Raw genomic sequence first — 17,011 nt, 5'->3', positions numbered from 1 at the left:
AGAAAGCAATATGTGAATTTTAAAACGATTCATCTATCTAATTATTAGAGGTTGTTCAAAAGTCCAGGCAAAATGACACTTCCTCCTTGAACAGCACTATTAGAAAAACTGGAATTCGCTATTAATCTGGGCAAATGCCTTTAGTTGGCAGTCATGCAGGATAAAAGAACTAATTCTTTCTTATCCTGCTGAAAAGGCAAAAACATTTTTAAATAAGGTCTTTACTTGAAACCACAACCATTCAAAAACTCTATCTACAATTTGTAGCTCTCCATTAACTTCGCCCGCAGAAGCCATTAGCTTCCCATTTATTGGTTTTTCATTAATTAACTTTCCATTAATGATTGTTACATCCCCATCAACAACACCCATCACTAACAAGTCCCCATTTTGAATAACTAGGTCTTCATCTACGACAACATCTTCTGGCACAATCACAGTATCACCCTGAACAATGAGGTCTTCCTGTTTAGATACGACTAATTCGTTATCTTGATTCCATTGTGAAAATACACCGCTAAGCATTAAAATAAAGAAAATTGCTGCAGCTGTTAAAATAGGATGTGTTTGAAACCATCGTTTGTATTTAATACGTTTCTTTTCTTTAGGTAGTTTACGCATAACATTATTCGTAAATCCAGATGGCGCCTGAATATTTTCCGCACTTTGTATCATACTAATACTTTGTGTTAACTCTTCGAAGTGATTTCTACAAGCCTCACACTTTTCAATATGAGTAAATAGTTCCATTTCTTTTATTTTATCTATTTCTCCATCTAAATACTGGTGCATAAGTATAATCTTTTCCTTATGAATCTCCATAGGTTACACTCCTTTACACGTGACGAAGCCTTTTTCTCAAAGCTTCCCTTCCTCGGTGAATCCTAGTCTTAACCGTTCCAATTGGAATATCCAAAATACTTGCAATCTCTTGAAGGGAAAACTCTTCTAAGTAACGAAGAATTATAATACTACGATACTTCGGTGGTAATTCAGAAATCTCTTGATGAATATAATGGTTTAATTCTGAACTTTCTACTTCTTCACTTGGTAGAGGATCATTAGAAGAAAGCTGGGAATACATCGTCAAACCTTCTGCCCCTTTAATTTCTGCATCAAGGTAATAATCTGGTTTACGCTTTCTGATTCGATCAATCGTTAAATTAGTAGCTATTCTATATAACCATGTTGAAAATTTCCTGTTTTCATCAAATGAATCAATATTAATATAAGCGCGAATAAATGCCTCTTGAGCGATGTCTTCCGCCTCATGTTTGTTACCAAGCATTCTAAAGCAATGTTGATAGATTCTATCCTGGTAGAAATCAACTATCATGCTATATGCTGCTTGATCACCTTTTTTAACTCGTTTAATTTTTTCTCTAATTAATTGTTCCATTAACGTACCTCCGCTTATTTTGCGGTATTTATATTACGAACAGGTTATACATAAGGTTTCCTTTTTTAATAAAATAATTATTTAATATAGACACAAAAAAATGTCATAGTTTCACTTAGTTTAAGTTTGCTTTTATTGGGGTATTTTCATAATATAGTATACTAGATAGGAGGTAAGTTTTGGTGACAAAATATATTTTATTAGAAAAAATTGAAAAATGTCGAAAAGAAATGATTTTATTAAGTAATAATCATGATTTCACTTCCGAGGCTGTTGTTTCTTCTAGTATGAAGCTTGATGAATTAATTAATCTATATCAAAAACTTATATAATGCTTCTCACCAAGAACTTACTATCATAACTAAAAGCATACAATTTTTATATATTAAAGTGCGTGTTCAAAAAGAAGGTTGAAAAGGACCGAGGTTGTTTAAAAATAAAATGGCGCCTATCGTAACTGGATTGTTTTAGACGTTTGTATATGTAAAACACCTGATTTTCCAATTTGGAATAATCAGGTGTTTTTTTCTAGCTATTATTCTTTATCTCTGTAGCACCACTATGATTTGGTTTTATGCTTAATGGCTTGATCCCATTCTCTTCCCAAACCTTTAGTAGTTGTTCCGCTTTTTTCTTTGTCGGCATAAAAGCAATACCGCAGTCACCGCCACCAGCTCCTGATGGTTTTCCAGCACCACCAAGTTCTTCCGCTAAATCACATAATTTTGCTAACATAGGAGTTTCAATAGGTGCATTAGCATCCCGTCCTAGTTTAGCAAGTGCTTTTCTATTTTCCTTTACACCTTTATAGAGTAGTGATTCGTCCGATTGCTTCAACCCCATAAAAAGTGTACGAACAGCCGCTCTGCTATTTTCGAGAAATTCCTCAAAGAGTTTTGGTTTTTCTAATTTTAATTGTAAAACTTTATCTACTAGTTCAGCGGTAGAAGCAGCTTTTCCCGTCCAACCAACACAGAAATATATATGTTCTGGTATTTCTAATGGTTCAACAGAAAAATAAGTCCAATCTCTTTCTAATAATGATGATATAGATAGAGACTTATTATATTCTTCTAATAGCCATTCCGCTTGAAATGAAGCGTAATTTAATATTCCTCCATATGTTGAGGCTGCAACATCGGCTCCAGAACCATTCTTTTGCGCAATAACATGGGACAATGCCGCCAATCTAAAAATAAGATCCTTACTAGGCTCTTCTGGTAGAAACAATTTTAACATTGCAGTTATAACAGATGTTACAACCGCAGCACTTGATCCTAATCCATATTTAATCCCAGATTTATCATCAAGTTCACTACGTATCGTTAGTTGGAAGGGTGATAAAGCCACTCCCTTTTCCTGCAAATATGTACTTGCTATAGTCATCGCTTTCTGAACAAAACTGACCCGCGGATTATCGGTATAAATGCTTACTTTTTTATTCTCAATCGTAAACTTAATGTTTTCCAACTGAAAATCTGATAATGTCAAACTACTTTCAGCCGATTTCTTGATGTCAGCATAAACAAAACGATTTACAGCTAATACAGCCAGATGCTCAGAAGGATGTAATACTGCATATTCGCCAGCAATCATTAATTTCCCAGGCGCCTTAATGGATATAGATTTGTTCACCAATATATTCAACCCCTACAGATAGGTTACTCCAGGTCCTATTTTACTTAAAGTTACATTTTGAACGTCAGGAATATCTTTCAAGATCTTCTCTACTTGTTCTTCATTTTCTGGTAAATAGAGTACTTTAACATTTGGTCCCGCATCAATGGTAAAATATGCTGGTATACCTTTTTCCCGCATTTCCTGTACCGTCTGCATTACTCTCATTGTAGAGTCATGCCAATACGTGAATGGCGGAGCTGCTCCTAACGTTGTTGCATGCATTTTTAAACAATTGGCCTCCGCAACAGCGCCTACTTTTTCGAAATCCTTTGTTGCGATACCTACTTTAATTTCCTTTAAGTCGTTCGGAATACTATCTAACCAACCAGAGTAAAATGCAGAGGTCTCCACTGTACGTTTCATCCCTGCTCTACTGGAAATCTTTTTCATTTTAGAATTCAATTCAACAGCAGCTACACGCACATCCCAATGATTTTCTGTTTGTATTTGAATAGCTTGGGAATCCATACCATCTTCTCTTTCCCCCATATCCCATTCCACAAACCCGCCATATATGGAGCGGCAAGCAGACCCAGACCCTTGTCTAGTTATTCGAGATAAATCCTCATGGGTTAAATCCAATCCTAAAGCACGAGTTCCTGCAGCAGCTAAAGCTGCAAAACCAGAAGCAGATGAGGCAAATCCTGCGGCTGTAGGTACCTCATTAACGGAATTTACTCTTGCATACAAATTCTGTTTCCCTGCTGTCTCTCTAATTAAATGGAGAAACCGGGAAACGCGACGATACGCTTCCCCGGTAATCACTTCATTATTAAGCACGAATATATCTTCAGAAAGATCTTCATCAAAGGCTACAGAAGTAGTTGTATAAAAGCCATCTAATGTGATAGATAAGCTACTATTTGTTGGCAAAATTAATTCTTCGTTTCTTTTTCCCCAATATTTTATCAGAGCAATATTCGTATGCGCCTTTGCTGTAGCCTTCATTTTATATCTCCTCTTTAACCTATATTAATTCTGTTTTTTTAATACAAATGGCCATACGGCATGTGCACCGTATTTCCTTAGCTTTTCAGCAAGCTGTCTTGAATGAACCTCATTTCTTGCTAAGGCAATAATACAGCCGCCATTTCCTCCGCCAGTTAATTTTGCTCCCAAGGCCCCTTCTTGCCGAGCAAAATTAATTAATCGATTTAATCCTGCATCACTAACCCCTAAAGCTTCTAATTCGCGTTGAGCTTCATCAAGTAACCCACCTAAAATGTGTTTTCCTGCTTTTTCTAAGGCACTTTTTGCTTGATGAGTTAATTCACCGATCTTTTCCAATTTACGTTGTATTCTTTTAGGAGTTGATTTAAGCAAGCGTGCAACAGACTCAACAGATAACCGAGTATCGCCTACCCGCCCTGAATCTGCAACAACAAAATAGTAATCTTCTTTTAAATCGAGATACTCGATTGGAAAGTCTTTCTCAAACCATACTGGTGACCTTGACGTGATTGTCAAAGTATCAATACCACTTGGCTGACCATGTGCAAAGGTTTCTGCAATATTAGCTAGCTCCAAAAGCTCATCTTCAGAATACGTTCGATTCGCAAAAGCAAATAAGGAACGAACAATTGAAATGGCTACTGAAGCACTAGAGCCTAAGCCCTTTCCAGGAGGGATAGAAGAGCTAATACGGATTAATAAGTCTTGTTTAGGTATGTCTAAATAGTCTAACGTTCTATTTACACATCTAACAATCCCTTGTAATGATTCAGGGGCGTGAACCATCGGGCCGTGATAAAAAGCACTATCTATTTTAATAGAGCCTGAAACCTGCTCAATAACTGTTTCAACACCTATTAATGGAAAAGGAATCGCAATAGCGGGTTGTCCGTGTACAACCGCATGCTCCCCGATTAATATTAATTTACTATGAGCTACACCAATAGCCGTCTTTTCTGTTGTTGTTACTTTTTCTGCACTCATTTTTTATATTGTTCCACCAATTCTTTAGCTTTTCCAACACGGATTTGCTTTTCTTTAATTAATTCTTGAGCAATAATATCAATCATCTCCCCTGTAGCTCCTGCCGCAATTGCAACAGAGCGGGAGTGCAATGCCATATGTCCTTTTTGAATACCATCTGTTGCTAGGGCTTTGAGCGCACCAAGATTTTGGGCTAATCCTACAGCTACAATAACTTCCGCTAGCTCTTTAGCCGATTTTACCCCTAATAAATCTAATGAAAATTTAGCTAGAGGATGAACACGTGTAGCCCCTCCAACCGTGCCAACCGACATTGGTAATTCCAATTCGCCTACTAAATTCCCATTTTCATCTTTAAACCAATTAGTCATAGAACTATACTGGCCATTTCTTGCTGCATACGCATGAGCGCCTGCTTCTACCGCTCTCCAGTCATTTCCGGTTGCGATAACAATTGGATCAATACCGTTCATAATTCCTTTATTATGTGTTACAGCCCGATAAGGATCCGATGCTGCAAATTGATAAGCATGAATTACTCCGTCGCGTACTTCTTCTCCAGAAAAATCTCCTGTCTGTAATAATTCTGGAGATATGACACAACGTGCTTTCGCAAGACATCTATCTGCATAATTCGATAAAATTCGCAAATATACTTTGCCTTTAGTTATTTCTTCAACAAGCGGTGCAATGGATTCAACCATTGTATTAATCATATTAGCTCCCATTGCATCACATGTATTAATGTAAAGGTGGATGATAAGCATTTGACTATAAACTGAGTCAGAACCCTCATTTAAAATTCTAACGTCAAGATCCTCTGCGCCTCCACCTCTCGAAACAATGCTTGGATAGGCATTATTCGCAGCTTCTAATAAAACCGATTTATTTTGAAGTATTTCTTCTTTTGCTAATATGAAGTCTGAACATCCTACAACTTGAATCTGGCCTATCATCACTCTTTCGGTCGACTCCGTAGTAAATCCTCCAGCGTTTCTCACGATTTTTGCAATATGACTTGCTGAAGCTACTACGGATGCCTCTTCAATAGCCATAGGAATTACGTATTCCTTACCGTTAATCAAGAAGTTCAACCCTAAGCCTAACGGCAATTCAAAGGTTCCGATAACATTCTCAATCATCTTATCCGCTGTACCCACATCTAATGACGAATCAATTATTAAATTTTCAATATCTTCATCCTGAAGTCCATGCAACCTACTCAAAACTTCAAGCCGCTCTTGAACAGTCATATTATAAAATCCTGGAATTCTGGAAGTATCCATACTTATCATCCTTTTTATATACAAAAATTCAAATAAACCAGTGTAAAATGATTCAAAGATTTCTTCTATTTATTATAACATGCATAGGTAAATTCATAATTAAATTATTTTTTTATCATACTATAATTTATCATCATTTTCTTAGAAAAACTAGTATTTGTTCGCCTTTAATATTTCTTATATTAACATTCGCTAAATGATTAGGAGAATGTTGCCTGAATTGCACTCATTCTGAAGAAGATAATTATTCTTTCTTCCTTTCGTTAAAAAAGACTATCTTATTCATTATGTAAAAAGTTACCTTAAAATGCAAATAAACAAGGCCATAGTCTTGACCTTGTTTATATTAAGATATTTCAGTAATTGTTGGTTAATTCATGGTGAGCCATGAAGGATTCGAACCTTCGACCCTCTGATTAAAAGTCAGATGCTCTACCGACTGAGCTAATGGCTCGTATGGCTGGGCCACTAGGATTCGAACCTAGGGTACACGGGATCAAAACCCGATGCCTTACCGCTTGGCTATGGCCCAACGATTCTAGTGGTGGAGGGGGGCAGATTCGAACTGCCGAACCCAGAGGGAGCGGATTTACAGTCCGCCGCGTTTAGCCACTTCGCTACCCCTCCATATTATTACCCAATCTATATTTATAATACTTATTTTTTAGAGGTTGTTCAAAAAGTCCGGTGAAAATGACACTTCGACGTTTCTAGTTGGCTTTCTTTTCCGCTCCTTGGAAAAGAAATTACTTTTCCGGCGTGCAAAAGCGTCTGCTCACGTATTAATTGCATACGTTCCGCTACTCAAAGCTACGCCGTCTCGAACTGCGACGCACACGACGTGCTAATGTCGGCGTTGCAGCAAGATGTTGCGCACTTAGCCGACCTCGGTCCTTTTCATTCTCCTTTTGAACAGCCATTTAAATAAATGATGCCGGCCAGAGGACTTGAACCCCCAACCTACTGATTACAAGTCAGTTGCTCTACCAATTGAGCTAGGCCGGCATGGTGGAGGATACAGGGCTCGAACCTGTGACCCCCTGCTTGTAAGGCAGGTGCTCTCCCAGCTGAGCTAATCCTCCGACACACAGGATGTGTTAGTGCATGCGTTGTAATAAATTTTTACGGTGGGACGAGTAATCGTAGTCCCAGGACGTCGCATACTTAACATGCATTCCTTGAAAATGGTGACCCGTACGGGATTCGAACCCGTGTTACCGCCGTGAAAGGGCGGTGTCTTAACCGCTTGACCAACGGGCCAGTTAAGTTTTTAAACTAGTCAAAGACTGACGAATTTTATTATACATAGTTCCACATAATTTGTAAATAGTTATTTTAAACTTTTTTATAGATTATTGTTATTAACCCTCCATTTAGTAGTAAGTAATAATATCTATTATTAAATATTTTATTTCTATCAGCTTATTAGGTTATAATGGACAAAAAGATAATTATGGAGGGTTAACCATGTCAGGGTTATTAGAAGGAAAAAACATTGTTGTAATGGGCGTTGCAAACGAAAGAAGCATCGCTTGGGGAATTACCAAATCTTTACACCAAGCTGGTGCAAATCTAATATTTACGAATAGACAGGAACGTTCTTATAAAAAGTTAGTAAAACTGTTAGAGAAACACGAAATTGAGCCTAAATTAATTGTATCTTGTGATGTTGCCAGTGACGAGAGTATTAATGAGGCATTTGCCAAAATTAAAGATGAAATTGGTGTAATTCATGGATTAATTCATTCCGTAGCTTTTGCAAACCGTGAAGAACTACAGGGGGAATATGCTGACACTTCACGAGATGGATTTCTTCTTGCTCAAGAGATAAGTGCCTATTCATTAGTTGCAGTTACGAAAGCTGCTAAGGAAATAATGACAGAGGGCGGGAGTATTGTTACTCAAACCTATTTGGGAGCAGAAAGAGTCATTCCAAATTACAACGTCATGGGAGTTGCTAAAGCATCACTGGAAGCAAGTGTGCGTTACTTGGCAGAAGACGTTGGAAAATATGGTATTCGTGTAAATGCTATTTCTGCTGGGCCAATTCGTACTCTTTCTGCAAAAGGAGTATCTGGATTTAATGAAAAAACTCATCTTTTAGAAGAAAAAGCACCTTTACGCCGTGGGGTAGACCAAGATCAAGTAGGTGATGCAACATTATTCTTCGTTAGTGACCTATCTAGAGGAATAACAGGTGAAGTACTACACGTTGACTCTGGGTTCCATATCATCGGTGGGTAATTTTCTTTTAGAAAACTTGAAGATTAATTTTCTACTTTCAGAGTTTTTTGCATAGAAAATTAAAAAGTTGCGTTCTAATGATTTAGGAAAAAACGAAAGTGTGTGACAAGTTTAATGTTAACTTATTACACACTTTCAAATTTTTATTCTATCTCATATCGTGATTTTATCTAGCTGACTATTAAATTAAACGCACCCCTCATTCCTCCCAAACAATTCAAGAAAGGCCCTTTGTTTATCTTTGGATTTCCTATATTCTTCATTCGTGATGGTTTTTAATAATTTTGTTTTTGTTTTTTTGCTCAGGTTGGAATGTTTCACTTTTTCCCGGGCCACAGCAAGGAAACTAAGATATTGTTCATAAGAATCGTCATAGATTTCCCCCAGTTCATTACAAATTACTTTTGACAACCCAGGGCTAGCTCCTTCTGTTGCTACACTGATCGTCAATTTCCCTCTCGATAGCTTCGCGGGGACTTGAAAATTGCCAAGTTCCTGATTATCTACAACATTGACAAGTTGATGGTTTCCGGCTGATGATGCAACGAATGCGTTAACTTCCCTACTATTTGTGGCTGCAATTACAATCCAGGTAGCTTCCAGATCAGTTGGTTCAAATTCCTTATTTCTCCAAGAAATTTGCTTATCAATAAACAGTTTTTCTACATTTGCATGGAGCTTCGGGCTAACGACAGTTACGCTTGCACCAGCCTGTATCAAGCTAACTATTTTTCTGTAGGCGATCTGCCCACCACCTACAACGACCGCATCCTTCCCTTTTATGTTCAGCATTATGGGATATGATTCCATTCTTTAACCACCCTGTAAGCAAACTTTATATAGACCCATTTTTTTATTTTTTAATGTTATAAGGCTTGGCATTCGTCAAGCCTTTGGATGAATGCCGTAGTTGCACTTATGCAAATCGGAGACCTAAAAAGAAAATCTTGTACTTTCCGTTTTGCTACATAGGGCCATTTTTAATCATGGAAGTCTAATCCCGATTGTACTTCTTTCACATGACCTGCACGGATTACAAAGTCCCCAAAATGTTCGCCCTCTTGCCTTTCCTTTGCGTATTGAAAAATAAGCGGCCGAAGCAATTCTAATATTTCTTCTTCACCGATATTTTCCCGGTAAAGTTTATTCAGCCGGTCTCCAGCAAAACCAGCTCCTAAATACATATTATATTTACCCGGCCCTTTGCCGATAAAAGCAATTTCTCCTAAAGCGGGACGTGAACATCCATTTGGGCAACCCGACATGCGTATAATAATTTCTTGATCACGTAATCCCGCCTCGTCGATAATCAACTCCAGTTTATCTAATAGTAAAGGCAGATATCGTTCCGACTCGGCCATCGCCAGCCCACAAGTTGGGAAGGCAACACAGGCCATTGAATTCCGTCGCAATGCGGAATACTGCTTCCCATCTGTTAATCCATATTTCTCAATCAGTTGAATAATGTCCTGTTTTTCGTGTTCCGACACATTACTTATAATTAGGTTTTGGTTCGGAGTAAGCCGGAAATCACCGGTATGAATTTTGGCGATTTCGCGCAAACCGGTCATCAATGGATATTCATCCGAATCTTTAATCCGACCGTTTTGGATAAAAAGAGTAAAATGCCATTTGTCATTACTTCCCTTCACCCAACCGTAACGGTCTCCATTATGATCGAAATGATAGTTACGCGGTGCTTGCAGTTTCCAACCTAACCTTTCATTGAGTTCAGTAACAATCCACTCCAGTCCCCGTGCATCGATGGTATATTTGAATCTAGCATTCTTTCTTACGGACCGGTTACCATAATCACGCTGGATCGTGATCACCTTCTCTGCTACTTCGATAAGCTTATCTGGTGTACAGAAACCAATTACTCGGGCTAACTGAGGATATGTTTCCTTATCACCATGCGTCATCCCCATGCCGCCTCCAACAGCAATATTAAATCCCGCAAGTTTTCCATCTTCTATAATTGCTATAAATCCTAGATCTTGGGAAAATACATCAATATCGTTAGAAGGTGGAACTGCCACGCCAATCTTAAATTTGCGCGGTAAATAGAGTGCACCATACATCGGCTCCGTCTCTTCCGCTGTTTCCTGACTATCAACCACTTTTTCCCCATCAAGCCAAATTTCATGATAAGCGTTTGTTTGTGGCGAGAGATACTCACTTAGTTTCTGAGCCCACCCGTAAACTTCGCTGTGAATTTCGGACTGATAAGGATTCGGATTACACATGACATTTCGATTTACATCACCGCAGGCTGCCAATGTATCCATCAATGCCGCATTAATTTCCTGAATGGTTTGTTTCATATTCCACTTTAAAATTCCATGCATTTGAAACGACTGTCTAGTAGTTAATTTGAGTGTTCCATTGCCATATTTACAGGCCACATCGTCCATCACCAACCATTGCTCCGGTGTCGCAACACCACCCGGAGCACGCACACGTACCATGAACTGGTAAGCTGGTTCTAACTTTTGACGCCTACGTTCATTTCGCAGATCCCGATCATCTTGCAAGTAACTTCCATGAAACTTCATTAATCGATTATCGTCATCGGGTATCCCTGAACTGATCGGATCTTGGATTGTCTCCATGAGCTTCCCACGCAAATAGTTACTCTCACGCTTTATCCGCTCCACATCACTAGGTGTTCCGGGCTGCGGGGGTAAAATCACTTTATTTGTCATTTCGTTAACTCCTCTCACTCTTGTCTCAATATACATCACGTTGATATCGCTTCTGCTGTTGCAGTTTAGCTAAATAATCCGCTGCTTCCTCTGCACTCATGCCGCCTTCCTTTTCAATGATTTTGAGTAAGGTAGCATGGACATCGGTTGCCATGTGCTTTTCATCACCACAAACATAAATGACTGCTCCTTCTTCTAACCATTGGAAAAGTTCTTGACTTCTTTCCAGCATCCGGTGCTGCACATAAACCTTTTCGTCTGTATCACGAGAAAATGCTACATCCATCCGTGTTAGCACACCTTCCTTCAGCCATCGCTGCCACTCAACTTGATACAGAAAATCTGTAACGAAATGTTGATCGCCAAAGAACAACCATGTTTTCCCGCTTGCATCAATTTCCTCCCATTCTTCCAAAAACGCTCTGAATGGGGCGACTCCAGTACCAGGCCCAACCATAATCAATGGTGTATCAGGTTCGTCTGGTAATCTAAAATTATCGTTACGCTGAACATAAACCGGCAAGGTATCACCTGGTTCTGTACGTATAGCACATTGTCCGGAACAGACCCCCTCCCGAATACGACCATGTGCCTCATAACGAACCGTCCCGATTGTGAGATGCACCTCATCCGGGTTTGCCTTAAAGCTACTTGCGATAGAATATTGTCGAGCAGGAATCTTTCTAAGAATCGAAACAAATTCATCAGCAGGAATATCCCACGGTCCAAAATCACGTACAACATCTAATAAATCTCGGCCATAACTATATTCCTTCCATGCTTCGGTTTGCTCCGAATGCAATAATTCCTTTAGGTTATTATTAGACGAAAGCAGTGCCAGCTTTTGCAGTAGTGGTTTCGTTAATACCGTAATCTCGTAATGCTTACGTAATGCTTCTTCCAATGGAATGATCTCGTCGTTCTTCAACTGTATTGGCGTTGCAGCATCCCACCCCATCTCCGCAATCAAGCTATCTACTAAAACGGAATCATTTTCTGGGTAAATAGCTAAGCTATCCCCTGGTTCAAATTCTAAATGAGATCCTTCGAGTGATAATTCCAGATGACGTGTTTCCTTATTCGATCCACGTCCATTCAAATTTATATTTTCAAGGACTTCAGCTTGAAAAGGGTTCGTTCTTGAATAAGTCGATTTTTCCACAACTTCCAAAGTAGCTGCTGCTTGCTTATTAGAAATTCCACCCGTTTTCTCCTGTAATTCTGTTAATTTCGATGTGACACTTGCAAACCATTCTGCAGCCGGATCATCATAATCCAAGTCACAATCAATACGAGGACTCATTTGTTTGGCACCTAATTCTAACAATCGTGCATCAAATTGTTTTCCCGTTTCGCAAAAAGAATCATAGGAACTATCTCCTAAGGACAAAACAGAATAACTTAACTGATCTAACTTTGGCGCTCTTTTGCTAAAAACAAATTCATAAAATGGCAAGGCATTATCTGGTGGGTCACCTTCACCTTGCGTACTGACAATCAACAACAGGTTCTCCAATTTTTTTAATGTCTTCGGTTTAAAATCACTCATTGAAGCAAGGGTTACTTGGAAATTCTGTGCTTTTAACTTTTTAGAGAAGTCTTCTGCCAACGCTTGACCATTACCTGTCTGTGACCCATATAGAATGGTGACTTCCGTTACAGATGCAGGAACTTCCTGCACAGCTGTACTTCCAGATATCTGCGGCTTACTACCTGTTGGGATTGCACTTAAATATCCTCCCAACCAAATTTGTTGCGTCTCCGTCAACATTGGCAGAAGCTGGTTAAGTAGTTCTGCCTGTTTTTCATCAAAGGGACTGTTTTTTACCTGAAGTTGCATTTCTTTCCACCTCTTTCACAAACGGAACTTCCGATTATTTCAATCTGATTTTTTCACTTTTTTCAACTTGAACGACATAGTTATCTTGGATGACTAATGTAATACGCCCATAATTCATCGTTTCTAGCATCGTATTAATTTTTTCAATGGTAAGATTGATATTATTTTGTTTACGATTTGACATCCATACCATCCTTTCAAGAAAATCAATTTGGATTCGGTTCTTTCTCAAGTAACCCCTTTACCTGTTCTACCAGTACTTCTTGGGTATTTTTATGATAACCAAGGTTTTCACAGAGGATGAACTGTTCTTCGGAGGTTGATTGGTCAAAGATTTTTTTTGCTATATTATTCATTAAAATTCCCGTGAATAATAAATACGGAATAATAAATACTTGCTTTTTAGCCGTTTGCTTTAGTTTTTGCAATGCCTCATCAAAACTAGGCTTTGCCCCGTAAAGGAAACAAACATCAACTTGGTTAATCGCATATTTTTCTTTCAGTAGTTGAGCAATCTTGGTTAAATCACGCTTGACAGCTGGATCACTACTACCTCTCCCTACAAGTAAAACAGATGCATCGTTCCTAATAGCTACCTGTTGTTCACGTATCCGGTCGTATAGACTATCTATCATTTTCGTATGAATCCCAAGTGCACTTCCATATGTAAAAGTGACGTTTGGATACTTGTTCTTCCCAATTTCGATTTCTACTGGAATATCTTCTTTGGCATGTTTCGCCGTTAAAAGAAGGATAGGGACAACAGCAATATGTGTGGCACCTTTTTCAACACAGACTGCAATTCCCGATTCAATACTTGGTTTCGCTAATTCTAAAAAGCAAATTTCTTGAATCGGAACATCGATCAGTGGTTTGCAATGTTCAATAAAATGAATAACTTCTTCGACACCTGATTTTATCCGGCTGCCATGACCAACATATAAAACGGCCTGCATATCCATTCACACCTTCCGGGTAGTTATACAAATGTTTCCTCCATAATTCTTTGATTCAATCCTTTTTGTTCAAACCACTGAATTTCCTCTCTTAGTTTCACAACTTCTCCGACAATAATCATGCTTGGATTTTTTATTTCAGACTTTCTAGCAATCTCGGTAATGGTAGAAAGCGTGCCAGTAATCGTATGTTGTTCTTCTGTTGTCCCCAAATGCACGAGTGAAACCGGCGTGCTTTCAGGTCGACCATTCTTCATCAATTGCTCGCAAATGTAAGGTAAATTACCGACACCCATGTAAATGGCCAACGTATCAATACCTTTTGCAAGGCTTTCCCAGTGAATCGTGTCATTTTTACCAGCCTGCATATGACCTGTTACAATAGCAAAACTAGAACTGAGATCACGATGGGTGACAGGGATGCCTGCATAAGCAGGGGCAGCAATTCCCGATGTAATTCCTGGAACCACTTCAAAGACGATTCCATTTTCCGCAAGTGCCTGCGCTTCTTCTGCTCCTCTGCCAAAAACAAAAGGATCCCCGCCTTTGAGACGGGTAACAACCTTTCCTTGCTTTGCATACTTAACCATAAAGTAGTTAATTGTCTCTTGTTTCATAGCGTGATAGGTTGGAAGTTTTCCGCAATAAAGCAAGTCTGCACCTGCTTTCGCATAATCTAACAATTTCTTATTAATTAAACGATCATACAGGATAACATCTGCTTCTTGAATAGCCTTCTTTCCTTTAACAGTGATTAAATCAACATCACCGGGCCCAGCCCCTACTATATATACTTTCCCCATCTCTTTTCCTCCCTCTTACCATTACCACTCCGTAAAATTACTAGTTTTCGATTTTTTCCCGCTGCAATCCTGCTATTAATACATTAATCACTTCTGGACGACTAAAGGTAGCTGGTGGCTGCTCACCGTTTCGGAGCATTTCTCTTACCTTCGTACCTGACAAGATGACATGGTCACTTGCATCATGTGGACATGTTTTTGGTGTTGCCATACTCGCACATTGATTGCAATAAAAGCTATGCTCAAAAAATAATAATTGGATCCCGAGTTCTTCTGCCGTAAAGTTACTGAATATTTTTTGGGAATCATATGTCCCGTAATAATTACCAACACCAGCATGATCACGGCCAACGATAAAATGTGTGCAGCCAAAGTTCTTTCTTACCATCGCATGGAAAACAGCTTCCCTTGGTCCTGCGTAGCGCATTGCTGCCGTAAATACACCTAAAAACACACGGTCTTTTGCATAATAGTTTTCTAGTAATACTTCATAGCTTTTCAGGCGAACATCTGCTGGAATATCGTCTGACTTCGTTTCACCTACTAGTGGGTTTAGAAATAAACCATCCACTATTTCTAAAGCAGACTTTTGAATATATTCATGTGCCCGATGAACCGGATTTCTTGTTTGAAATCCAACGACTGTCTTCCACCCAAGCGCTTGGAATTTCTCACGTGTTTCCCTCGGTTCGAACCTGTAATCAGAAAACTCATCCAGTGGGCGATGTTTAATTAATGTAATGATTCCACCCAAATACACATCTGGACGTTCAAACAACTTTTTCACGCCTGGATGCTCCTGCTCTGTTGTTTGATATACAAGTTGTGCTTCCTTTTCCTTATCCGGTGTAAAAATATCTGACACTTCTATTACCCCGTAGACTTCTCCATCTTTCACCAATTTCACAAAACTGCCAACCGTGATTCTCGCTGCATTCTCCTCTGTTGTTGGTAGTGTAATTGGAATGGTCCACGGCTCACCTGTTGTCAATCTCATATTAGTGAGAACAGAATGATAATCTGCTTCCGTGAGAAATCCACTTAAAGGACTGTAAGCACCGGTTCCAATTAAATCCAAGTCACTGATTGAAATTTCGTCTAGTTCTACAGATTCCGTTATCGTACTGTATGGAAAATCAGGATTCCATCGATTAATTAATTTCCCACCATGTGGTTGGCTTAAGCTCACGTAAATTCCCCCATTTATTATGATTTTTGATGCAAGCCGCACTCTGTCTTTAAGTGATTTGCCCAGCGCCCTTCCCTTGATCCACTCTTTGTGTCGCCAGGCAATGTACAAGGAAAACAACCGATACTTGGATAACCTTGATCATGAAGAGGGTTATAGGCCAATTGATGCTTCTTCACATAGTCCCAAATCTCCGTCCAAGACCAATGAATGAGCGGACAGATTTTAACCGATTGGAACGTTTCATCTTTATTAATAAAATTAGTCTTTTTCCTTGTGGCTGATTGCTCCCGCCTAAGCCCAGATATCCACGCAGTTACACCACTTAATGTTTCCCTAAGCGGAATCACTTTCCTCATATAACAACAGCGGTCCGGCTGTCTTTCCCACAGTTTATCGCCATATTTTTCAGCTTGCTCCTCTACCGTTAAGACAGGCTTTTTCATTTCAATTTCCAATTGTGGATACCGTAGCTTCACTTCTTGAATGAGATCCATCGTTTCCTGAAAATGAAGTCCAGTATCAAGAAACACTACTTTCGCATTCGGTTTTATTTGCGAGATTAAATCAATCATCACAATACCTTCAACCCCAAAACTACAAGCATACACAAGTTCATCATCATAAGTGTCATAAGCCCACTTTAATACGTTTAACGCACCTTTGGATTCATCTTCACTATTATGGAAAAAATCACCGTCATACGTATACCACGACTCGTATGTCAACTTCGCCATCAACATCCCCCTAAAAAAAGGCGACTTTAATCAACCGTTGATTAAAGTCGCCTCTAGTATGTATAGTCAGCGAAAAGCCTTTATAAAATTATAATAGTTATTGTTTCATACCTTATTAGCTTCTAGGTTTCTAGTCAGCTAATAATTATTGATTATAATATACCAACTATTCCGATTAGTCAAGTGCGTTTAAGGAAATACTTACCCCTTTTTTCAAAAGTGTTGCAACCATACATC

16 protein-coding genes and 6 tRNA genes are annotated in these 17,011 nt (G+C 39.0%); 2 read left to right on the top strand and 20 right to left on the bottom strand.

The window, feature by feature from the left end; translation table 11 throughout:
- Positions 1-180: 180 nt before the first annotated feature.
- A complete protein-coding gene (locus tag MHI02_RS02265; protein WP_047184420.1) occupies positions 181-822 on the bottom strand; it encodes an anti-sigma factor family protein in 642 nt (213 codons plus the stop codon).
- A gap of 13 nt (positions 823-835) precedes the next feature.
- Positions 836-1,399 carry an RNA polymerase sigma factor SigW gene (sigW, locus tag MHI02_RS02260; protein ID WP_047184421.1) on the bottom strand — a complete coding sequence of 188 codons (564 nt, stop codon included), beginning with the start codon at positions 1,397-1,399 and terminating at the stop codon, positions 836-838.
- A 182-nt stretch (positions 1,400-1,581) separates the two neighbouring features.
- On the opposite strand from sigW, the gene MHI02_RS02255 reads away from it, so the two are divergent.
- Complete coding sequence (locus tag MHI02_RS02255) at positions 1,582-1,731, top strand: aspartyl-phosphate phosphatase Spo0E family protein (RefSeq protein WP_084824027.1); 150 nt, start codon at positions 1,582-1,584, stop codon at positions 1,729-1,731.
- Positions 1,732-1,927: 196 nt separating this feature from the next.
- Here MHI02_RS02255 and MHI02_RS02250 read toward each other — a convergent pair whose 3' ends face one another.
- The 10 genes from MHI02_RS02250 to MHI02_RS02205 all read right to left on the bottom strand — a co-directional run bounded on the left by MHI02_RS02250 (position 1,928) and on the right by MHI02_RS02205 (position 7,560).
- Positions 1,928-3,034: a phosphomevalonate kinase gene (locus MHI02_RS02250; RefSeq protein ID WP_341166094.1), complete on the bottom strand. Its 1,107-nt coding sequence runs from the start codon at positions 3,032-3,034 to the stop codon at positions 1,928-1,930.
- A 15-nt stretch (positions 3,035-3,049) separates the two neighbouring features.
- Positions 3,050-4,027 carry a diphosphomevalonate decarboxylase gene (gene mvaD, locus MHI02_RS02245; RefSeq protein WP_341165613.1) on the bottom strand — a complete coding sequence of 326 codons (978 nt, stop codon included), beginning with the start codon at positions 4,025-4,027 and terminating at the stop codon, positions 3,050-3,052.
- A gap of 24 nt (positions 4,028-4,051) precedes the next feature.
- Positions 4,052-5,014 carry a mevalonate kinase gene (gene mvk / locus MHI02_RS02240; RefSeq protein WP_047184423.1) on the bottom strand — a complete coding sequence of 321 codons (963 nt, stop codon included), beginning with the start codon at positions 5,012-5,014 and terminating at the stop codon, positions 4,052-4,054.
- Complete coding sequence (locus MHI02_RS02235; protein ID WP_047184424.1) at positions 5,011-6,300, bottom strand: hydroxymethylglutaryl-CoA reductase, degradative; 1,290 nt, start codon at positions 6,298-6,300, stop codon at positions 5,011-5,013. Before MHI02_RS02235 ends, mvk begins: the two co-directional genes overlap by 4 nt.
- A gap of 378 nt (positions 6,301-6,678) precedes the next feature.
- Positions 6,679-6,754, bottom strand: a tRNA-Lys gene (locus MHI02_RS02230).
- Positions 6,755-6,757: 3 nt separating this feature from the next.
- A tRNA-Gln gene (locus MHI02_RS02225) sits at positions 6,758-6,832 on the bottom strand.
- Positions 6,833-6,842: 10 nt separating this feature from the next.
- Positions 6,843-6,927: transfer RNA gene (locus MHI02_RS02220), tRNA-Tyr, on the bottom strand.
- A gap of 305 nt (positions 6,928-7,232) precedes the next feature.
- Positions 7,233-7,305: transfer RNA gene (locus MHI02_RS02215), tRNA-Thr, on the bottom strand.
- Between the two features lies 1 nt (position 7,306).
- A tRNA-Val gene (locus tag MHI02_RS02210) sits at positions 7,307-7,382 on the bottom strand.
- Positions 7,383-7,485: 103 nt separating this feature from the next.
- Positions 7,486-7,560: transfer RNA gene (locus MHI02_RS02205), tRNA-Glu, on the bottom strand.
- A 207-nt stretch (positions 7,561-7,767) separates the two neighbouring features.
- Here MHI02_RS02205 and fabI point away from each other — a divergent pair.
- Positions 7,768-8,544 carry an enoyl-ACP reductase FabI gene (fabI, locus tag MHI02_RS02200; protein ID WP_047184425.1) on the top strand — a complete coding sequence of 259 codons (777 nt, stop codon included), beginning with the start codon at positions 7,768-7,770 and terminating at the stop codon, positions 8,542-8,544.
- A gap of 186 nt (positions 8,545-8,730) precedes the next feature.
- On the opposite strand, the gene MHI02_RS02195 is transcribed toward fabI, so the two are convergent.
- The 8 genes from MHI02_RS02195 to MHI02_RS02160 all read right to left on the bottom strand — a co-directional run bounded on the left by MHI02_RS02195 (position 8,731) and on the right by MHI02_RS02160 (position 16,774).
- The gene (locus MHI02_RS02195; RefSeq protein WP_204798788.1) at positions 8,731-9,354 is read right to left on the bottom strand and encodes an NAD(P)-binding protein; all 624 of its coding nucleotides are present in this window, start codon (positions 9,352-9,354) and stop codon (positions 8,731-8,733) included.
- A 170-nt stretch (positions 9,355-9,524) separates the two neighbouring features.
- Entirely contained in the window at positions 9,525-11,249 is a 1,725-nt protein-coding gene (gene cysI, locus MHI02_RS02190) for an assimilatory sulfite reductase (NADPH) hemoprotein subunit (protein ID WP_341165612.1), read from the bottom strand.
- A 25-nt stretch (positions 11,250-11,274) separates the two neighbouring features.
- On the bottom strand, positions 11,275-13,089 hold the full coding sequence (locus MHI02_RS02185) for an assimilatory sulfite reductase (NADPH) flavoprotein subunit (RefSeq protein WP_216884143.1): 1,815 nt from the start codon (positions 13,087-13,089) through the stop codon (positions 11,275-11,277).
- Positions 13,090-13,123: 34 nt separating this feature from the next.
- The gene (locus MHI02_RS02180) at positions 13,124-13,273 is read right to left on the bottom strand and encodes a YezD family protein (protein ID WP_083452620.1); all 150 of its coding nucleotides are present in this window, start codon (positions 13,271-13,273) and stop codon (positions 13,124-13,126) included.
- A gap of 22 nt (positions 13,274-13,295) precedes the next feature.
- The gene (locus MHI02_RS02175) at positions 13,296-14,045 is read right to left on the bottom strand and encodes a sirohydrochlorin chelatase (RefSeq protein WP_341165611.1); all 750 of its coding nucleotides are present in this window, start codon (positions 14,043-14,045) and stop codon (positions 13,296-13,298) included.
- 23 nt (positions 14,046-14,068) lie between these two features.
- Positions 14,069-14,848, bottom strand: coding sequence for a uroporphyrinogen-III C-methyltransferase (gene cobA / locus MHI02_RS02170; protein ID WP_341165610.1), 780 nt, complete (start codon positions 14,846-14,848; stop codon positions 14,069-14,071).
- Between the two features lie 40 nt (positions 14,849-14,888).
- Positions 14,889-16,037, bottom strand: a complete 1,149-nt coding sequence (sat, locus tag MHI02_RS02165; RefSeq protein ID WP_047184430.1) for a sulfate adenylyltransferase — start codon at positions 16,035-16,037, stop codon at positions 14,889-14,891.
- A 17-nt stretch (positions 16,038-16,054) separates the two neighbouring features.
- Positions 16,055-16,774: a phosphoadenylyl-sulfate reductase gene (locus tag MHI02_RS02160; RefSeq protein WP_341165609.1), complete on the bottom strand. Its 720-nt coding sequence runs from the start codon at positions 16,772-16,774 to the stop codon at positions 16,055-16,057.
- Between the last annotated feature and the right edge of the window lie 237 nt (positions 16,775-17,011).

Origin of the sequence: Oceanobacillus sp. FSL K6-0118 (assembly GCF_038006665.1) — a bacterium.
Taxonomy (GTDB): Bacteria; Bacillota; Bacilli; order Bacillales; family Amphibacillaceae; genus Oceanobacillus; species Oceanobacillus caeni.
This window is presented reverse-complemented; position numbering and strand designations above follow the sequence as displayed.

What these genes read in the sequence shown, in the direction of transcription:
- MHI02_RS02265 (WP_047184420.1), bottom strand. Translation starts at nt 822, where the DNA reads ATGGAGATTCATAAGGAAAAGATTATACTTATGCACCAGTATTTAGAT.
- sigW (WP_047184421.1), bottom strand. Translation starts at nt 1,399, where the DNA reads ATGGAACAATTAATTAGAGAAAAAATTAAACGAGTTAAAAAAGGTGAT.
- mvaD (WP_341165613.1), bottom strand. Translation starts at nt 4,027, where the DNA reads ATGAAGGCTACAGCAAAGGCGCATACGAATATTGCTCTGATAAAATAT.
- mvk (WP_047184423.1), bottom strand. Translation starts at nt 5,014, where the DNA reads ATGAGTGCAGAAAAAGTAACAACAACAGAAAAGACGGCTATTGGTGTA.
- MHI02_RS02235 (WP_047184424.1), bottom strand. Translation starts at nt 6,300, where the DNA reads ATGGATACTTCCAGAATTCCAGGATTTTATAATATGACTGTTCAAGAG.
- fabI (WP_047184425.1), top strand. Translation starts at nt 7,768, where the DNA reads ATGTCAGGGTTATTAGAAGGAAAAAACATTGTTGTAATGGGCGTTGCA.
- MHI02_RS02195 (WP_204798788.1), bottom strand. Translation starts at nt 9,354, where the DNA reads ATGGAATCATATCCCATAATGCTGAACATAAAAGGGAAGGATGCGGTC.
- cysI (WP_341165612.1), bottom strand. Translation starts at nt 11,249, where the DNA reads ATGACAAATAAAGTGATTTTACCCCCGCAGCCCGGAACACCTAGTGAT.
- MHI02_RS02185 (WP_216884143.1), bottom strand. Translation starts at nt 13,089, where the DNA reads ATGCAACTTCAGGTAAAAAACAGTCCCTTTGATGAAAAACAGGCAGAA.
- MHI02_RS02180 (WP_083452620.1), bottom strand. Translation starts at nt 13,273, where the DNA reads ATGTCAAATCGTAAACAAAATAATATCAATCTTACCATTGAAAAAATT.
- MHI02_RS02175 (WP_341165611.1), bottom strand. Translation starts at nt 14,045, where the DNA reads ATGCAGGCCGTTTTATATGTTGGTCATGGCAGCCGGATAAAATCAGGT.
- cobA (WP_341165610.1), bottom strand. Translation starts at nt 14,848, where the DNA reads ATGGGGAAAGTATATATAGTAGGGGCTGGGCCCGGTGATGTTGATTTA.
- MHI02_RS02160 (WP_341165609.1), bottom strand. Translation starts at nt 16,774, where the DNA reads ATGGCGAAGTTGACATACGAGTCGTGGTATACGTATGACGGTGATTTT.